16 protein-coding genes and 1 riboswitch are annotated in these 16,254 nt (G+C 69.5%); of the genes, 4 read left to right on the top strand and 12 right to left on the bottom strand.

Features of this window, described 5'->3' with window-relative positions; genetic code table 11:
* Positions 1-142 precede the first annotated feature (142 nt).
* Positions 143-982: an AsnC family protein gene (locus JNUCC0626_RS43245; protein ID WP_394616412.1), complete on the top strand. Its 840-nt coding sequence runs from the start codon at positions 143-145 to the stop codon at positions 980-982.
* Between the two features lie 126 nt (positions 983-1,108).
* On the opposite strand, the gene JNUCC0626_RS43240 is transcribed toward JNUCC0626_RS43245, so the two are convergent.
* The gene (locus JNUCC0626_RS43240) at positions 1,109-1,933 is read right to left on the bottom strand and encodes an inositol monophosphatase family protein (RefSeq protein WP_394616411.1); all 825 of its coding nucleotides are present in this window, start codon (positions 1,931-1,933) and stop codon (positions 1,109-1,111) included.
* Between the two features lie 23 nt (positions 1,934-1,956).
* Between JNUCC0626_RS43240 and JNUCC0626_RS43235 the strand changes: the two genes are divergently transcribed.
* A complete protein-coding gene (locus JNUCC0626_RS43235; RefSeq protein ID WP_394616410.1) occupies positions 1,957-2,859 on the top strand; it encodes a LysR family transcriptional regulator in 903 nt (300 codons plus the stop codon).
* Here JNUCC0626_RS43235 and JNUCC0626_RS43230 read toward each other — a convergent pair.
* The 5 genes from JNUCC0626_RS43230 to JNUCC0626_RS43210 form a co-directional block, all read right to left on the bottom strand.
* Positions 2,831-3,424: an NAD(P)-dependent oxidoreductase gene (locus JNUCC0626_RS43230; protein WP_394616409.1), complete on the bottom strand. Its 594-nt coding sequence runs from the start codon at positions 3,422-3,424 to the stop codon at positions 2,831-2,833. The genes JNUCC0626_RS43235 and JNUCC0626_RS43230 overlap by 29 nt on opposite strands.
* 73 nt (positions 3,425-3,497) lie before the next feature.
* Positions 3,498-4,382 carry an RluA family pseudouridine synthase gene (locus JNUCC0626_RS43225; protein WP_394622229.1) on the bottom strand — a complete coding sequence of 295 codons (885 nt, stop codon included), beginning with the start codon at positions 4,380-4,382 and terminating at the stop codon, positions 3,498-3,500.
* 97 nt (positions 4,383-4,479) lie between these two features.
* Positions 4,480-5,226, bottom strand: a complete 747-nt coding sequence (gene lspA, locus JNUCC0626_RS43220) for a signal peptidase II (protein WP_394616408.1) — start codon at positions 5,224-5,226, stop codon at positions 4,480-4,482.
* A 23-nt stretch (positions 5,227-5,249) separates the two neighbouring features.
* Entirely contained in the window at positions 5,250-6,581 is a 1,332-nt protein-coding gene (locus JNUCC0626_RS43215) for an aminotransferase class V-fold PLP-dependent enzyme (RefSeq protein WP_394616407.1), read from the bottom strand.
* A gap of 35 nt (positions 6,582-6,616) precedes the next feature.
* Positions 6,617-6,731: riboswitch (SAM riboswitch) on the bottom strand.
* A 73-nt stretch (positions 6,732-6,804) separates the two neighbouring features.
* Positions 6,805-8,283: a potassium/proton antiporter gene (locus JNUCC0626_RS43210; protein WP_394616406.1), complete on the bottom strand. Its 1,479-nt coding sequence runs from the start codon at positions 8,281-8,283 to the stop codon at positions 6,805-6,807.
* 140 nt (positions 8,284-8,423) lie between these two features.
* Here JNUCC0626_RS43210 and JNUCC0626_RS43205 point away from each other — a divergent pair, with 140 nt between their 5' ends.
* Positions 8,424-9,356, top strand: a complete 933-nt coding sequence (locus JNUCC0626_RS43205) for a M28 family metallopeptidase (RefSeq protein ID WP_394616405.1) — start codon at positions 8,424-8,426, stop codon at positions 9,354-9,356.
* Positions 9,357-9,373: 17 nt separating this feature from the next.
* On the opposite strand, the gene JNUCC0626_RS43200 is transcribed toward JNUCC0626_RS43205, so the two are convergent.
* Entirely contained in the window at positions 9,374-9,907 is a 534-nt protein-coding gene (locus tag JNUCC0626_RS43200; RefSeq protein WP_394616404.1) for a TetR/AcrR family transcriptional regulator, read from the bottom strand.
* A gap of 61 nt (positions 9,908-9,968) precedes the next feature.
* On the opposite strand from JNUCC0626_RS43200, the gene JNUCC0626_RS43195 reads away from it, so the two are divergent.
* Positions 9,969-10,424 carry an SRPBCC family protein gene (locus JNUCC0626_RS43195; RefSeq protein WP_394616403.1) on the top strand — a complete coding sequence of 152 codons (456 nt, stop codon included), beginning with the start codon at positions 9,969-9,971 and terminating at the stop codon, positions 10,422-10,424.
* Here the strand turns inward: JNUCC0626_RS43195 and JNUCC0626_RS43190 are convergent.
* From JNUCC0626_RS43190 to ileS, 5 genes are all read right to left on the bottom strand, one after another.
* Positions 10,406-10,570 (bottom strand): hypothetical protein, encoded by a 165-nt coding sequence (locus tag JNUCC0626_RS43190; protein ID WP_394616402.1) that lies wholly within the window; start codon positions 10,568-10,570, stop codon positions 10,406-10,408. The two genes, JNUCC0626_RS43195 and JNUCC0626_RS43190, sit on opposite strands and share 19 nt — an antisense overlap.
* Complete coding sequence (locus JNUCC0626_RS43185) at positions 10,558-10,863, bottom strand: hypothetical protein (RefSeq protein WP_394616401.1); 306 nt, start codon at positions 10,861-10,863, stop codon at positions 10,558-10,560. The genes JNUCC0626_RS43190 and JNUCC0626_RS43185 overlap by 13 nt, the downstream gene beginning before the upstream one ends.
* Before the next feature lie 81 nt (positions 10,864-10,944).
* Positions 10,945-11,910 (bottom strand): hypothetical protein, encoded by a 966-nt coding sequence (locus JNUCC0626_RS43180; RefSeq protein ID WP_394616400.1) that lies wholly within the window; start codon positions 11,908-11,910, stop codon positions 10,945-10,947.
* Between the two features lie 72 nt (positions 11,911-11,982).
* Entirely contained in the window at positions 11,983-12,948 is a 966-nt protein-coding gene (locus JNUCC0626_RS43175) for a hypothetical protein (protein ID WP_394616399.1), read from the bottom strand.
* 74 nt (positions 12,949-13,022) lie between these two features.
* Positions 13,023-16,127, bottom strand: a complete 3,105-nt coding sequence (gene ileS, locus JNUCC0626_RS43170; RefSeq protein WP_394616398.1) for an isoleucine--tRNA ligase — start codon at positions 16,125-16,127, stop codon at positions 13,023-13,025.
* Positions 16,128-16,254 lie beyond the last annotated feature (127 nt).

Genomic DNA, 16,254 nt, shown 5'->3' with positions numbered 1-16,254 from the left:
CCTACAGCCTGAGAGGACCGCTCATCACGACCGGCACGCCCCAGAGGACAAACCGCCAGGTGGCACTGCCGGACTTGTCGCCTTGATCTCGATCGGGTACGCGGTGGCACGGTGATCCAGAGCGGCGGGTAGCGTTCTTTTCGTGGTGGCCCCCGATCCCGTAGACGCTCGCCTGCTCGCTGTTCTCGCCGAGTCGGGCCGCGCCGCCGTGCACGAGATCGCCCAGCGCCTGGGCATGGACCCGCGCGAAGCCGCCATGCGCCTGATCACCCTTTCGGGCAGCGGACTGCCGTTGCTGGTGGGCGTGGAGTGCGACCCGAACGGCCTGCGCAGGGCGTTGGCGAACGCCGCCGCGTACGGCAATTACATGGGTCCGCCGCCGTCCGGCCCGTACGCCGTGCACCAGAGCGGGCCGCACCCGGTACAGCAGCAGCAGTACGGTCCGCAGGGGCCGATCAGCCAGCCGTTCCCCGCCCAGCCGCAGCCGCAGCAGACGTGGGGTCCGCCCCAGTCCGCGGGCTGGGTGCGCGCGGACCAGCCGCAGCCCAAGCCCGTCGTGTCGCGGACCGGCAAGATCGGCTCGGCGCTGGAGGCGGACAGCCTCGAGGGCGCCCGCCTGTCGATCCAGCTGGTCGAGGTCGTGGACCCGGCCGACTTCCTCTTCACCGCCGCCGGCTACAAGCTCGCCGAGGGCGAACGCGCTGTGGTCGTGCACACCGAGGTGACGAACACCTCGCAGGTCGCCTACACCTCGCTGCCGGACATGTACCTGGTGCTGGTGACGAAGACCGGCGAGACCGTGACGAAGGCGCCCGTGTCGCTGTCGTCGCGGCCGGCGCACAAGCTCGGCGTGCAGCCCGGCGAGACCGCGGGCGGGCACAGCGTGTTCGTGCTGCCGGACGCGACCGAGATCATCCAGGTTCGGTGGAGCGTGCGGCCCGAGGTCGACCTCAACACCCTCGTGTGGACGGTCGAGGACTAGGCCCTGTCCTGCAAGTCTGTCAGGTGGCAGGCGCGGGTGAGCGAGCCGGAGGCGGTGCCGCCGCGATGCCCTCATACCGGAGGTATTCGGGCGTCGTGGCGGTGCCGCCTCCGGGTCCCTCGGCCGCTACTGCCGCCCGACGGACTTGCAGGACAGGGCCTGGAGCAGTTCCAGCGCCTGGGCGTGCACGCCGGGTGCGGCCGCCAGGTACTCGCGGGTGGTCAGGTCCCACGGCTTGCCTTCGAGGTCCGTGACCGTGCCGCCTGCTTCCTGCACCAACAACACACCTGAGGCGTGCGCGCGCACGTTGTCGTACTGCCAGTGCGCGTCCATGCGTCCCGCCGCCACCTGTGCGAGCTGGTGGGTGACCGGGACGGAGATGCGCACGTACAGGGCGTGCTTGGCCATCTGCGCGTAGGAGGCACCCACTCGGTCGGCCATCTCCGGGCCTTGGCCGGGCTGGGCCTGGCCGGTGCCGACCAGGGCACCGTTCAGCTCGGTCTTGTCGGAGACCTTGATGCGAACGCCGTTGAGGAACGCCCCACCGCCTTCCGCGGCGGTGAACATCTCGTCGAACAGCGGGAAGTAGAGGACGGCGAGCACCGGGCGGCCGTCGCGGACCAGGCTGACGCCGATGTTCCAGTCGGTCATGCCGTGGACGGCGTTCATGTTGCCGCCGACCGGGTCGATCAGCCACCACTCGCCGTCGGGGAGGGGGCCGGAGCCGTGTTCGTCGTCGAGCCAGCGGGCTTCGGGGTTGATCGCCGCCAGTTCGGGCTTGAGCAGGTCGGCGACGGCCGCGTCGTTGGCTTCGACGGCGGCGATGATCTCGGCCAGTGACGAGGTGCGGGACTCCGTCGAGTAGCGCTTCAGCATCCGCGTTCCCGCGCGCCGGACCGCAGCGGTGGTGGCGGCGAGGTGCGTGGCGGGCGCGGTGGTGGTTGCGGACATCGGGTCCTCCAAGATGGTCAGCTATGCAAGCGGATCTGAACCTGCTGGTCGTGCTGGACGCCCTCCTCGAGGAGGGCAGCGTGATGGGGGCGGCGGAACGGCTGCACCTGTCGTCGCCCGCGGTCAGCCGCACGCTCGGGCGGATCCGGAAGGTCACCGGCGACGACATCCTCGTGCGGACCGGCCACACGATGACCCCCACGCCGTACGCCCTCGGGATCGCCGAGGAGGTGCGGCGGCTGGTGCGGGAGGCCAACGCGGTGCTGGCGCCCAGCCGTGAGCTGGAGTTGGACGGGTTGGAGCGGACGTTCACGGTGCGGTGTCACGACGCTCTCGCGTCGTCGGTGGTGCCCGTGCTGGTCGGGCGGATCGCGAAACGGGCGCCCGGCGTGCGGTTGCGGGTGCTGGCCGAGCACTCCGGCGACACCGACGACCTGCGGCACGGGCGGGTGGATCTCGAACTCGGCGGTGGGGCGCCGGACCTGCCGGAGTTCCGGTCGGAGACGCTCGGGACCGATCCGCTTGCCGTCGTGATGCGGCGTGGGCATCCGTGCGACGAACTGGATCTGCGCGCGTATGCGGCCTATCCGCACGTGTTGGTGTCACGGCGGGGGCGGTTCACTGCGCCGATCGACGCGGTGCTGGAACGGGAAGGGTTGCGGCGCAAGGTGATCGCTACCGTGGCGACGGTGCACTCGGCGTTGCAGATCGCGGCGGCCGGTGACGCGCTGGTCACCACGACGGCGCACTCGTGCCGACCGCTGGTCGAGGCGTTCGGGCTGGTCACGCGGCCGTTGCCGGTCGAGTCACCGGAGGCACCGATCAACTGCAACTGGCATCAGCGCTACGACTCCGACCTCGCCCACGCGTGGTTGCGCGAGCAGGTGCGGGCGACCGTCACCGAGGTGCTAGCGGCAACGCGATAGCGCCCGGGAAGCGCGGGTGTTCGGCCTCGTCGAGCATCGCGGCGGCCACGGTTTCGCGGCTGATCTTCGCGCCGAGATCGAACGGCGGTGCCTCGTCGAGGCCGACCGTGCGGCCGGGCTGGAAGGGTTCGTCGGTGAGGACGCCCGCGTGGAAGACGGTGCCACCGGCGGCGAGGACGGCGTCGTCGGCCGCGACCTTGTCCGGGATGCGGTCGCCGAAGAACTTCCAGAGCACGGCCGCACCCTCCCCCGCCGCCTGCGCCGAGGCGCCCGTGCCGTACGCACCTAGCCAGATGATCCGGCGCGGACCTGCGGCGATGACGGCCCGAGCGCCCTCGGCCAGCACGCCGGGGCGGTCGGTGCCGAGGCCGGACAGGACGACCGTGCCGGGGTCGAGGGTCAGCGGTCCGCTCGCGTCGCCCGCGACCTTCCGGAGGTTCGGGTGGTCGAGGGCGATGCGGGCGACGTCGCGGGCGATCGCGGTGACGGTGTGGCCGCGGTCGAGGGCCTGGCGGGTGAGGGCGGAACCGGTGCGGCCCGAGGCCGCGAGAATGGTCAGGTGCATGCCCAAAACGCTATTGAGCACACCGATTAACATCAAGTGCAATGTCGTCAACCGGTGATTTACCCAGACGCAATCAGCCTTCTTCGCGCAGCTTCTCCAGCGCCGTGGCGAGGTCTTCCGGGTAGGCGGACGTGTACATGACCCACTCGCCGGTGCCGGGGTGGTGGAACCCGAGCTGGTGCGCGTGCAGCCACTGCCGCGTCACGCCCAGACGCTTGGCCAACGTCGGGTCGGCGCCGTACGTCAGGTCGCCCACGCACGGGTGGTGCAGCGCGGAGAAGTGCACGCGGATCTGGTGCGTGCGGCCGGTTTCCAGGTGCACCTCGACGAGAGAGGCGGCGCGGAACGCCTCCATCACCTCGTAGTGCGTGACGGACGGCTTGCCGGAGTTCATCACCGCGAACTTGTAGTCGTGCTTAGGGTGACGGTCGATCGGCGCGTCGATGGTGCCCTTGATCGGGTCCGGGTGGCCCTGCACGATCGCGTGGTAGACCTTCTCGACGGTCCGCTCTTTGAAGGCGTGCTTCAAAGCCGAGTAAGCGGATTCGGACTTCGCGACCACCATCACACCGGTCGTGCCGACGTCGAGCCGGTGCACGACGCCCTGGCGTTCGGCGGCACCGGACGTGGCGACGCGGTGGCCGGAGGCGGCGAGCCCGCCCACGACGGTCGGGCCGGTCCAGCCGGGCGACGGGTGCACGGCGACACCGACGGGCTTGTCGATGACGATGATGTCCTCGTCCTCGTGGATGATCACCATGCCCTCGACCGGGATCGCCTGGACGGTGATCGGCTGCGGCGGCGCGGGCAGCGTGATCTCCAGCATCGCCCCGGCGGTGAGCCGGTCGGACTTGCCCACGACCCGGCCGTCGACCCGCACGTCGTCGGCGTCGGCGATGGCCGCGACGGCGGTGCGGGACAGGCCGAGCAGCTTCGCGAGGCCGGCGTCGACGCGCATGCCGTCCAGACCGTCGGGAATCGGCAGCGTTCGGTATCCGCTCACGCGGGGGGCCTCGACTTTCACTTGCTCAGGGACGCCTCACGGCGCCGGGTCGTTACTTCGTTTCCTGGAGGTCGTCCTGCGGCTGCTCGACGACGGCGACCGGCTCGGGGTCGTCCTTGTGCACGGTGCCGTCGTAGTCGTGCCGCAGCAGCGCGAGCACGATGATCGTCGCACCGCCACCCACGATCGCCATGTCGGCGACGTTGAACACGGGCCACACACGGCCGTACGGATCGAACAGCGAGAGGAAGTCCACAACGTGGCCGCGCATCGGGCCGGGCTCGCGGAAGAGGCGGTCGGCGAGGTTGCCGACGGCACCGCCGAGCACCAGGCCGAGGCCGACGGCCCAGCCCTGGGAGCGGAGGTTGCGCGAGATCCAGTAGATGAACCCGGCGACACCCATCGCGATCAGCGCCAGCACCCACGTCATGCCCTCGCCCATGCCGAACGCGGCACCGGGGTTGCGCACGAACGTCAGGTACAGCACGCCGCCGAACAGCTGGATCGGGTCCGCGTCCTCCAGGAACGCCACGGACACGACCTTCGTGAGCACGTCCAGGGCCAGCACGACGGCCGCCAGGAGCGCGAGGACCTTCGTCTTCAGCTCCGGCAGCGAGCCCGTGAACGAGAAACCCTCGTCCTCGTCGTCCTTCGTCGGGGACTGCGCGGGCTCCTTCTCGGCGTCAGGTGCCCCGACCACCGGAGTCGCGACCGTCTCAGGCTCGCTGACCTGCTCTTCGGCAGGTTTGTCAGCGGCCTTCCCGGAGGGCTTCTCCGCGGCCTTGGACTCGTCACTCACCAGGTCATTGTCCACTACAGGGACTACGCGAGGAACGGCGGCAGGGTTCGGCCGTCGTCCTCGGGCACCCAGCGGCCGTCCTGCTGGGTGTAGGTCCACTTCGGACCTTCGGTGACGAGAGTGCGCAGCGCCGCCACGAGACGATCGACGTGCTCGGCCGTGGTGCCGAGGCCGATCGACGCCCGCACGGCGCGCTGCTCGTGCGATCCGACCTGCTTGACCAGGCGGCCCACGATGACGTGCGCGCAGAACGCGCCGTCGCGCACGCCGATGCCGTACTCGGCGGACAGCGCGGCGGCGAGGAAACCGGCGTCGAAGCCGGAGACCGTGAAGCTCACGACACCGACCTTGTCGACGTCGGTGAGGATCTTCAGCTCGCGGAAGCCGGGGATCGTGCGCAGGCCCTCGCGCAGGCGAACCAGCAGCTCCTGCTCGTGCGCGATCGTCTGCTCCCAGTGCCGCGACAGGATCTCGCAGGCGGCGGCCAGGGCGTGCACGCCGACGACGTTCGGGCTGCCGGCCTCGTGCCGCTCGGGCACCGCGGACCAGGCCACGCCGAGGCGGTCACCGTGGTCGGTGACCTTCGTCGTAGCACCGCCGCCGACCAGGTACGGCTGGGCCTGCTGGAGCCAGTCCGCGCGGCCGACCAGCACACCGGCGCCGAACGGCGCGTAGATCTTGTGCCCGGAGAACGCGATGTAGTCGACGCCCAGCTCGACCGCGTCGATCGGGCGGTGCGGGGCGAGCTGGGCGGCGTCGAGCGCGATGCGCGCGCCGTGGCGGCGGGCGACCTTCGCGAACTCGGCGACCGGCCACAGCTCTCCCGTGACGTTGGACGCCCCGGTGACGATCACGAGTCGTGGGCCGACCGGGGCGGCGGCCAACGCCCGGTCCAGTGCGACAACTGCGGCACCGGACGAAGACGGGGCGGGGATCCGCTGAACGTTCGGACCCCTCCACGGCAGCAGCGCCGCGTGGTGCTCGCTGTCGAACAGGACGACGGCGGTGTTCTTGGGAACGCTGCGCGCCAACAGGTTCAGCGAGTCCGTGGTGTTGCGGGTGAAGACGACGGTGTCGGACGAACGCGCGCCGACGAAGCGGCGGATGCGGTCGCGGGCCTGCTCGTAGACGCGGGTCGAGACCTGCGAGGCGAACCCGGCACCGCGGTGCACGCTGGCGTACCAGGGCAGCAGCTCGTCGACGGCGTCGCGCACTTCCTGAAGACAGGGCGCGGACGCCGCGTGGTCGAGGTTGGCGTAGGTGACGCGCTCTCCGGTGACCAGCGGAACGCGCAGGTCAGCGCCGACAACAGCCGGAACCGCCGTGGTGGTGCTGGGGGTGATCGCGAGCGTCATCGAGCTGCCTCCGAGGCCAGGGGCCTTCAGCTGGAGGCCCGCGCTTGACCGGCGCCCTACGCGCCGGACCAGGTCCTCACCAAGGGCACCCCACCGCGGTTGGAGGGTTGCCGGCCAGCAAGCTTGGGCTTGACGCTGGCTCTCATGACCTGCCAACGACGTTAGCGGAGGGTGACCGCCGCGTCGACACCCCGATCACATCGTGAGAAGCCTCGGAGACCGACTAATCGCCGGTCTCGCCCTTCCACCTGGCGTAGCGACCTGCCCGGTCGACGGCACGTATGCGCCGCTCAGCGGCGTCGCGGGTCTCCTCGGTGGTGACGATCAGCAACTGGTCCTCGGTCTGCAGCCGGGTCGTCGGTTGTGGCGTGAAACTCTTCCCCGAGCGCACCACGAGGCTGACCGTGGCGCCGCTCGGCAGCCGCAGCTCGGACATGTAGACGCCGTGCAGCTTCGAGCCGCGCTGGATGTGCACCTGGAGCAGTTCGGCGCCGAGTTCGTCGAGCGGCGACGAGTCGACCTGCACCTCCAGCGCCTCCCCCGCCTTGACCAGCCCGAGGCGTCGCGCGAGGAACGGCAGCGTCGTGCCCTGCACGATCGTCAGCACGATGACCAGCAGGAACACCACGTCGACGAGTTGCCGCGCGCCCTCGACCCCTTGGATCAACGGGATCAGCGCGAACACGATCGGCACCGCGCCGCGCAGCCCCGACCAGGAGAGGAACGCCTGTTCCCGCCACGGCACCTTGAACGGCAAGGAGGCGAGCGCGATCGACAGCGGCCGGGCCACGAACGTCAGCACCACACCCGCGATCAGCGCGGGGAACAGCACGTCGAGCAGCCGCGACGGCGAGGCGTAGAGGCCGAGGAGCACGAAGAGACCGATCTGGGCGAGCCAGCCGAGGCCTTCGGCGAACGAGAGGGTGTCGGCGCGGTGCGGCAGGCGGGCGTTGCCGAGGACCAGCGCGGCGACGTAGGTGGCGAGGAAGCCGGACGCGTGCACGAGATCGCCGGCCGTGTAGGCCATCACGCACACCGCCACCGTGGCGAGCGGGTACAGACCGGTCGACGGCAGCGCCGCGCGTCTCAGCCCCGCACCGCCGAGGAACCCCAGCGCCACGCCGATGAGCGCGCCCGCGCCCAGTTCGTAGATCACCAGCAACGGCGCGGTCCAGGAGATCTGGTCCGACGACGCCAGCAGCACCACGGCGATGTAGACGGGCGCGTCGTTGAGACCGGACTCGAGTTCGAGCGCACCGGTCAGCCGCGCCCCGACCCCCAACGAGCGCAGGACGCTGAACACGGCGGCCGCGTCGGTGGACGACAGCACCGCGCCCCACAGCAACGCCATCCGCCAGTCGAGGCCCAGCAGGTAGTGCAACGCCGTGCCCGTCACGGCGACGCTGACCACAACGGCCACTGTGGACAGTGCGACGCCCAGCCACAGCGACGACTTGACGGCGTTCCACCGGGTCGTGATGCCGCCCTCGGTCAGGATCAGCACGAGGGCCGCGATGCCGAGGGACTGGGTGAGGTCGGCGTCGTCGAACTTGATGCCGAAGACCGACTCGCCGAGCAGCACGCCGATGCCGAGGTAGAGCAGGAGTGAGGGCAGCCCGAGCCGCGTCGACACGCGCACCGCGATCACGGAGATCAGCAGTACGGCCGCACCGATGCCCAGGACCGCCGTTACGTCACCCACCTGGACCATTCTGGTTGATCACCCTCGATTCCGACGAATCAGACGAGTTAACAACTCCCGCCGATCGCCCCTACCGGGCCCATGCACGGCGGAGCATGTTGATCAGTGGCTCAATCCCTAACCCTGCACGGAGTTGAACCATGAGGATCCTGATCGCGCTGGCGGCCGCCTTGATGGTGACCGGAGTTACCTCAGCGCAAGCAGCGGCACCTGCGGCACTGGCGGCGCCGAACATCAACGTCGCGAACGTACAAGCTCACCTGAACCAGTTCCAGTCCATTGCCAACTCCAACGGCGGCAACCGCGCCCACGGACGACCGGGGTACCTGGCCTCGATCAACTGGGTGAAGAGCAAGCTCGACGCGGCCGGTTACACCACGCGCGTCCAGTCGTTCACCTCAAACGGCTCGACGGGCTACAACCTGATCGCCGACTACCCCGGCGGTGACCCGAACAACGTCGTGATGGTCGGCGGCCACCTCGACAGCGTCTCGGCGGGCCCCGGCATCAACGACAACGGCACCGGCTCGGCGTCGATCCTGGAGATCGCGCTTCAGGTGAAGGCCACCGGTTTCCAGCCGACCAAGCACCTGCGGTTCGGCTGGTGGGGCGCGGAGGAACTCGGCCTCGTCGGCTCGACGTACTACGTGAACTCCCTGTCGTCGACCGAGAAGTCGAGGATCAAGGCGTACCTGAACTTCGACATGACCGGCTCGCCCAACCCCGGTTACTTCGTCTACAGCTCCTCCGGCCAGCCCACCGGTTCGGCGGCGCTGACGCAGCGGCTGCAGGCGGGCTTCACCGCCCTGGGGGTGCAGACCGAGCTGACGAACGTCGGCGGCCGTTCCGACCACGCGGCGTTCGCCCGCGCGGGCATCCCGACCGGCGGCACGTTCACCGGTGCCGAGGGCATCAAGACCTCGGCGCAGGCCTCGAAGTGGGGCGGCACGGCGGGCCAGGCGTTCGACCGCTGCTACCACCGCTCCTGCGACACCACGTCGAACGTCAACGCGACGGCGCTCGACCGCAACGCGGACGTGATCGCGTCGGCCCTCTGGGCGACGGCGGCCTGATCACTTCCGCAGCTTGATCACTTCGCGGTGAGCACGCGCACGGCCTCGTCGAGCACGGATTCGGCGAGGCCGGGCATGCTCGTCCAGAGCTGCGCCTGGCCCAGGTAGAGGCTGAACGCGATCAACGCGCGCTTCCTCGCCTGGGCCTTGCCGAATCCGAGCTCCCGGAACAACTCGGCCAGGTAGGTCACCCGCTTCTCCGTGACGCGCTGGAGAACCGGCGCGATCACCTCGTGCTGGGCGGCCGCCTGCAACGCCATCTCGACCGACCCCTTGCGGCCGCGGTCGAGCACCGTGGCGAAGAGCGTGCGGAGCTTGTCCTCCGGCGTCCGTTCGGACTCCACGAGTTCGATGACCTTCTCGGTGTGCTCCCGCTCCCACCGCTCGACCGTCGCCTGGAGCAACGCGTCGCGGTTCGGGAAGTGGTGGTACACACTGCCTTTCGTGGCACCGGTACGCGCCGCCAGCGGTTCGATCGCGACCGCGCTGACACCGCCCTCGGCCAACGCTCTCAGCGCTATCTCAGTCCAGTCGTCACGATTCCGCCGCACCACGCTTCCATACGCTACCGTACGTTCCAGGAACATACGGCAGCGTATGGAAGGGGCTCTCATGATCAGGAACGTCCACACCCGCGACCTCGGCGTGCCCGCGGGTCCGTTCGTAGACCGCGTCCAGGAACTCTGGCCGCCCGCCTGGGGAAAGCAGGAGTTCGACAGGCCTTTGGGCGTCGGCGCCGACGGCGGGCACGGGCCGATCCGGTACCGCTGCACATCGTTCACGCCCGGCGAGTCGATCACCTTCGAGTTCACCAGGCTCTCGGGCACGCACACGCTGTCGGCGTCGGGGAACGTCCTGCGGCACGAGCTGATCGGCCACTTCGGCCTCGTGGATCGCGTGCGCTGGGCCGTGGCGATCAGGTGGCTGCACGACGCGTGCATCGAGGACCTGTTCGACGCCTGCGTTCGCGCGACGGGGCGGGAACCGAAGTCCCCGGCCCGCTGGTCGTGGTACGTGCGCCAGGTGCGGCGCCTGTTCACCCCGAAACGTCAGCCACAACGTGCGTGAAGCGGCGTGATGTTGTTGCCCGGAGCGTCCCGCGTGCCGTAGACGTCGCCGTTGTCTGCCAGCACCGCTCCGAACGAGAACTCGGGCAGCACCTGGCCGGACGCGTTCGCGTCGCGCGCGAAGTCGAGCTCGGTCAGCACGCGCACGCCGTTCGTGACCCGGTACGCGTCGCCCCGCTCACCGCCGGCAGGACGCCGGAGTTGTTGACGTCGCTGATCGAGTAGCCGCCGTAGCGCTCCGGCTGGAGAACACCGTTGCGCCAGGCCAAGATCACGCTGCCGGCACCGGTCGCGAGGTCGTACCCGTCGCCGAGCACCCACTCGCCGTTGTCCGATCCGCCCTTCACGTCGAAGAAGTAGAACTCGTCCCGGCTCGGCAACGGCAGTTCCTCCGTCACCCACGCACACGCGGCTTCCGCCTGCGCTGCCGTCGTCGACAACGACGCCAGGGATCTCGCCTCACAGTCCAGTCACGCGAGAGGAGCCGCCGTCCGAAGACGGCGACCGTCACGCAGTTGTCCTCATCGCGCACCGTTCGCGCAGTCGAGAGCGACCGGGTAGGCGTTCCACGGGTCGAGCAGCTTGGCGCCGTACAAGGCTCCGTCATCGGCGATGACCGCGACCCGGGCGTCGGTGTTCACCCGCTCCGGATACCCCACGCCGGCCCAGAACGCGGGTGAGCCCTCGGTCGTGCCGTTGTCGACCTCGCCCAACAGCTGACCGTGCGCGTTCACGCCTAAGACCTCCACGGCCTGTTCGAAGCCGCGCACCACCTGGCCCTGACGGTCCCAGCGCACGACCTCCTGCCCCAGACGTCCCACCGCGTACTGGCCACGCGCGGCCGTCACGGAGACGTCCGTTCCGCCCTCCAGTTGCACGGCACCGGATTCGCTCAGCCAGTACACCCCCGAGGCAGAACCGGCCAGCACCGCGCCGTCGTCCGCCAGCGCGGTCGCCGACCACGACGCGTCGGTGCCCGGCACCAGCCGCGCCTGACCGGACCCCGCGGGCCACACCACGGGCTTGCCGTTGGACACGCCCAGGACGTCGCCGCGCTCGTTCACGTCGATCGTCCGCACGTCGTACTCGCCCTGCCAGCCGTTCAACGTCGTGTAAACGCCCGCCTGCCAACGGGAAGCGGCCGGAAAGGTGGTGGAGCCCGACAGGGCCACCACGCCCGACGAGTTCACGTCGGTGGCGTAGGCGGTGTGGCGGAAGAACGACAGGTGATCGACGAGCTGCCGGTCCTTCCAGATCAGCACGGCCGAACCCGCCACCCAGCGGTACGAGCCGGTGCCGACGACGTAAGACCCCGCCGCAGCCACGACCCCGCTCGACCCCACCCCGTCGGGTACCGGCAGCGTGGACTCGGTCCACGTGGTGCACGCGACCGGGTCGGCGGCGGCAACGCCGGTGGCGGGTGCCACCAGCCCTGCCGCCAGGACCAGAGCGCCCGCGAAGACGCGCCATCCCCCAGAAACGACCATCGCAATCCCCCTTGCTCGTTTGGCCTGGTTCGACCGTAGCGAGGGGGTCCGACAATTTTTGAACTCGAACAGTCAGCCGCAGCGTGCGTAACGCGGCGTGCTGCTGTTCTCGTCGTACAGGGTGCCGGTGACGTCACCGTTGTCCGCCAGCCGCTGTCCCGTCAGGCCGGGCGGGGTGTCGAGCTCGCCCGGCCCCCGCCACACCGCGTACTCGGCCTGGCTGCCGGAGGAGGGAACCTGGGCGAGCACGTGCCCGGACGCGTTCGAGTCCTCGACGTTGTACAGCCCGGGGAGCGTGCGGACGATCTTGCCGTCCAGGCCCCACTCGACCACGGTGCTGGGCTGCTGCCAGTCCTGGGGCACCGACCTGCCGAAGATCCGGCCGTTGCGGATGGACTCCACCTCCGCCGAGTAGTCCCCCGGCAGCGTCTCCAGCCTCGTCTGGTTCCCGTCGCGGTCCCAGACGTGGCTGAACCGCTGGCTCAGCGGCCCGTTCTCCATCGCGACCACGTTCCCGTCGTCGTCGATGCCCTTCACGAAACGCACCAACCCGTTGCGGGTGTTGGGCAGCTCGCGCGGCGTCGACGACCCGGCCGGCCACACCAGGAGCGGCCCGTGAAGGCTCATGTAACCGGACAGGCCCGCGACGTCACCCTCGTTGTTGATGCGCTGGCCCCACGACCGGTAAGAGCTGCCGGGATGCGGTTCCAGCCGCTCCCGCACGCCGTTCGCGACCCGGTAGGCGGCGTCGTCGCCGTTGATCATCATGACGCCGGAGTTGTTGACGTCGCTGCTCGGTCCCGCGTCCCGGATGAACCCGTTGGCCTGCGCGCCGTTGTGCCAGAAGAATGTCCCGCTCCCCAACGACGTGTTCCACCCGTCGCCGAGCACCCATTCACCGTTGTCCGACGCGGCGTACACCCCGTAGAAGTTGCTCCCGGCCGGTAGCGGTAGATCCGAAGTGACCCACTCACACGCAGCGGCGGCGTGCGCGGCGGGCGAACCCACCACACACGCCGCCAGGAACGCCGTGCTCAACACAAGTCCTCTGACCTTCACCGTTGCCCCCTCTCAGGCAACGGCGACGTTAAGGACCAGGTCTCACATTTCGGTCACGCCTTGCTGACGCCGACCCTCACCTTCACGCCGTCGCCGACCGAGCCCTCGGCAGTGCCCTCTCCGAACACCACCGACGACGTCAGCGTCTCCGACTGCACGAACGCCAGGTGCGGCTCCACCGCGGCGCGCACCGCGTCCGGCAGCTCCAGCGTCAGCGTGATCCGGTCGGACACGTCGAGCTGGGCGTCCTTGCGGGCCTGCTGCACCACGCGGATCAGGTCGCGCGCGAGCCCCTCGGCCTCGAGCTCCGCCGTCACCGCCGTGTCGAGCACGACGACACCGGCACCACCCGGCAGCGCGGCCGTGGCGGCGGGATCCGTTGCCACCAGACGCTGTTCGTACTCACCCTCGAACAGCTCGATGCCGGCGGCCACCACTCGACCGTCCACTTCGGACCAGTCGCCGGCCTTGACGGCCTTGATGACCTTCTGCACGTTCGGCCCGAGCCGCGGCCCGGCCGCCCGCGCGTTCACGACCAGCTGGAACTGCCCGTAGGTGTCGACATCGGTGGACAGCGACACCTCCTTGACGTTGACCTCGTCGCGCACGATCTCGGCGAAGTCCTCCAGCGACCCGGCCACCGGCGACGCGACCGTGAGGCGTGCCAACGGAAGCCGCACGCGCAGCTTGTTGCCCTTGCGCAACGACAACGCCGTCGAGCACACGTCGCGGACCTCGTCCATCGCCGCCACGAGAGCGTCGTCGGCGGGCACGTCGGACACCGACGGGAAGTCCGTCAGGTGCACCGAACGACCACCGGTCAGCCCGCGCCACACGACCTCGGTCGTGTAAGGCAGCAACGGCGCCGCCACGCGCGTGACGACCTCCAGCACGGTGTGCAGGGTGTCGATCGCGTCCTGGTCACCGTCCCAGAACCGCTGCCGCGACCGGCGCACGTACCAGTTCGTCAGCACCTCCAGGTACTCGCGCACCAGCTGGCACGAACCGGAGATGTCGTAGACGTCCATCGCCGCCTGAACGTCGCGGACCAGGTCGTGCGTCTTCGCGAGCGCGTACCGGTCGAGCACGTTCTTCGAGTCGACGCGCCACGTGCCCTCCTTCCCGGCGGCGTTGGAGTACAACGCCAGGAAGTACCAGGAGTTCCACAGCGGCAGCACCGCCTGGCGCACCGCGTCGCGGATGCCGCGCTCGGTCACCACGAGGTCGCCACCGCGCAGGATCGGCGACGCCATGAGGAACCAGCGCATGGCGTCCGAGCCGTCGCGGTCGAAGACCTCGTTGACGTCCGGGTAGTTCTTCAGCGACTTGGACATCTTCTGGCCGTCGTCACCGAGCACGATCCCGTGCGCCACGCAGTCGCGGAACGCGGGCCGGTCGAACAACGCCGTCGCGAGCACGTGCAGCGTGTAGAACCAGCCACGCGTCTGCCCGTTGTACTCGACGATGAAGTTTCCGGGGTAGTGCTCCTCGAACCACTGGGCGTTCTCGAACGGGTAGTGCACCTGCGCGAACGACATCGAGCCCGACTCGAACCAGCAGTCGAGCACGTCCGGGATCCGGCGCATGGTCGACTGGCCGGACGGGTCGTCCGGGTTCGGCCGCGTCAGGTCGTCGATGAACGGCCGGTGCAGGTTGTCCGGGCGCACGCCGAAGTCGCGCTCCAGCTCGTCCAGCGACCCGTACACGTCCGTGCGCGGGAACTCGGGGTTGTCCGAGGTCCACACGGGCAGCGGCGAGCCCCAGTACCGGTTGCGCGAGATGTTCCAGTCGCGCGCGTTCTCGAGCCACTTGCCGAACTGGCCGTCCTTGATGTGGCCGGGCACCCAGTTGATCTGCTGGTTGAGCTCGACCATCCGGTCCTTGAACTGCGTGACCGCGACGAACCACGCCGACAGCGCGCGCTGGATCAGCGGGTTCTGGCAGCGCCAGCAGTGCGGGTACGGGTGGTCGTAGGTCTCGTGGCGCAGCAGCAGGCCCGCGTCCTTGAGGTCGCGGATGATCAGCTTGTTCGCCTCGAAGACGTGCACGCCCTGGTACGGCGCGACCTCCGCGGTGAACTTGCCGTCCGGCCCGACCGGCACGACGACCTCGATGCCCGCCGCGTCCGTCACGACCTTGTCGTCCTCACCGAACGCCGGTGCGATGTGGACGATGCCCGTGCCGTCGTCGGTGGTGACGTAGTCGGCCGTGAGGATCTGGTGCGCGTTCTCGCGGCCCACGAAGAAGTCGAACGGCGGCAGGTACTTCTTGCCGACCAGGTCCGACCCCTTGTAGCGGGCGACGACCTCGGGCTCCTCGCCCAGTTCACGCGCGTACGCCGGCACGCGCGCCTCGGCGAGGAGGTACTTCTCGCCCTCGGAGTCCACCACGGTCACGTAGTCGACGTCCGGGTGCACGGCCGCGGCCAGGTTGCTCGGCAGCGTCCACGGCGTGGTCGTCCAGACCAGCGCCTTCTCGCCGGACTCGAGGCGCAGCGCCACCGTGACGGCCGGGTCCTGCCGGTCGCGGTAGGCGTCGTCCATCTTGGTCTCGGTGTTGGACAGCGGCGTCTGGCAGCGCCAGCAGTACCAGAGCACCCGGAAGCCCTCGTAGATCAAGCCCTTGTCCCACAAGGCCTTGAACGCCCACATGACGCTTTCCATGTAGTCGAGGTCGAGCGTCTTGTAGTCGTTGTCGAAGTCGACCCAACGAGCCTGACGCGTCACGTAGTCGCGCCACTGGTCCGTGTACTGCAACACGGACGTGCGGCACGCCTCGTTGAACTTCTCGATGCCGAGCTCGTCGATCTCGTGCTTCTGCGTGATGCCGAGCTGCTTCTCCGCCTCGTACTCGGCGGGCATGCCGTGCGTGTCCCAGCCGAACCGGCGCTCGACGTGCTTGCCGCGCATCGTCTGGTAGCGCGGCACCACGTCCTTGACGTAGCCGGTCAGCAGGTGCCCGTAGTGCGGCAGGCCGTTCGCGAACGGCGGGCCGTCGTAGAAGACGAACTCGTTCTCGCCGTGCTCACCGGCCGGGTTGCGGTCGATGCTCGCCTGGAAGGTCTCGTCGTCCTTCCAGTACCCGAGCACGTCCTGCTCAAGGTTCGGAAAGGACGGCTGCGCCGGGACCTCGTTCTGTCCGGCCCTGGGGTAGGCCATCTCCACTGCTCCTCGCGTCACGCTGGACACGCGAGGACGACACGCCGATGTGGCTCGGCGGCCGCGGTACCACCCCGCTTGCTCGCTTTGAGGGCGAGCCTCTCGTTCTTCGGCTGTGACGGGCCGG

The sequence above is a fragment of the Lentzea sp. JNUCC 0626 genome (genome assembly GCF_043632865.1).
Taxonomy (GTDB): domain Bacteria; phylum Actinomycetota; class Actinomycetes; order Mycobacteriales; family Pseudonocardiaceae; genus Lentzea.
The sequence above is the reverse complement of the archived record's forward strand: the minus strand, read 5'-3'. Positions and strand labels throughout refer to the sequence as shown.

Excerpts from the sequence above, each read along its gene's own strand:
- JNUCC0626_RS43235 (WP_394616410.1), top strand. The coding sequence starts at position 1,957 with ATGCAAGCGGATCTGAACCTGCTGGTCGTGCTGGACGCCCTCCTCGAG.
- JNUCC0626_RS43205 (WP_394616405.1), top strand. The coding sequence starts at position 8,424 with ATGAGGATCCTGATCGCGCTGGCGGCCGCCTTGATGGTGACCGGAGTT.
- JNUCC0626_RS43230 (WP_394616409.1), bottom strand. The coding sequence starts at position 3,424 with ATGCACCTGACCATTCTCGCGGCCTCGGGCCGCACCGGTTCCGCCCTC.
- JNUCC0626_RS43215 (WP_394616407.1), bottom strand. The coding sequence starts at position 6,581 with ATGACGCTCGCGATCACCCCCAGCACCACCACGGCGGTTCCGGCTGTT.
- JNUCC0626_RS43195 (WP_394616403.1), top strand. The coding sequence starts at position 9,969 with ATGATCAGGAACGTCCACACCCGCGACCTCGGCGTGCCCGCGGGTCCG.
- JNUCC0626_RS43180 (WP_394616400.1), bottom strand. The coding sequence starts at position 11,910 with ATGGTCGTTTCTGGGGGATGGCGCGTCTTCGCGGGCGCTCTGGTCCTG.
- JNUCC0626_RS43240 (WP_394616411.1), bottom strand. The coding sequence starts at position 1,933 with ATGTCCGCAACCACCACCGCGCCCGCCACGCACCTCGCCGCCACCACC.
- JNUCC0626_RS43225 (WP_394622229.1), bottom strand. The coding sequence starts at position 4,382 with ATGCGCGTCGACGCCGGCCTCGCGAAGCTGCTCGGCCTGTCCCGCACC.
- ileS (WP_394616398.1), bottom strand. The coding sequence starts at position 16,127 with ATGGCCTACCCCAGGGCCGGACAGAACGAGGTCCCGGCGCAGCCGTCC.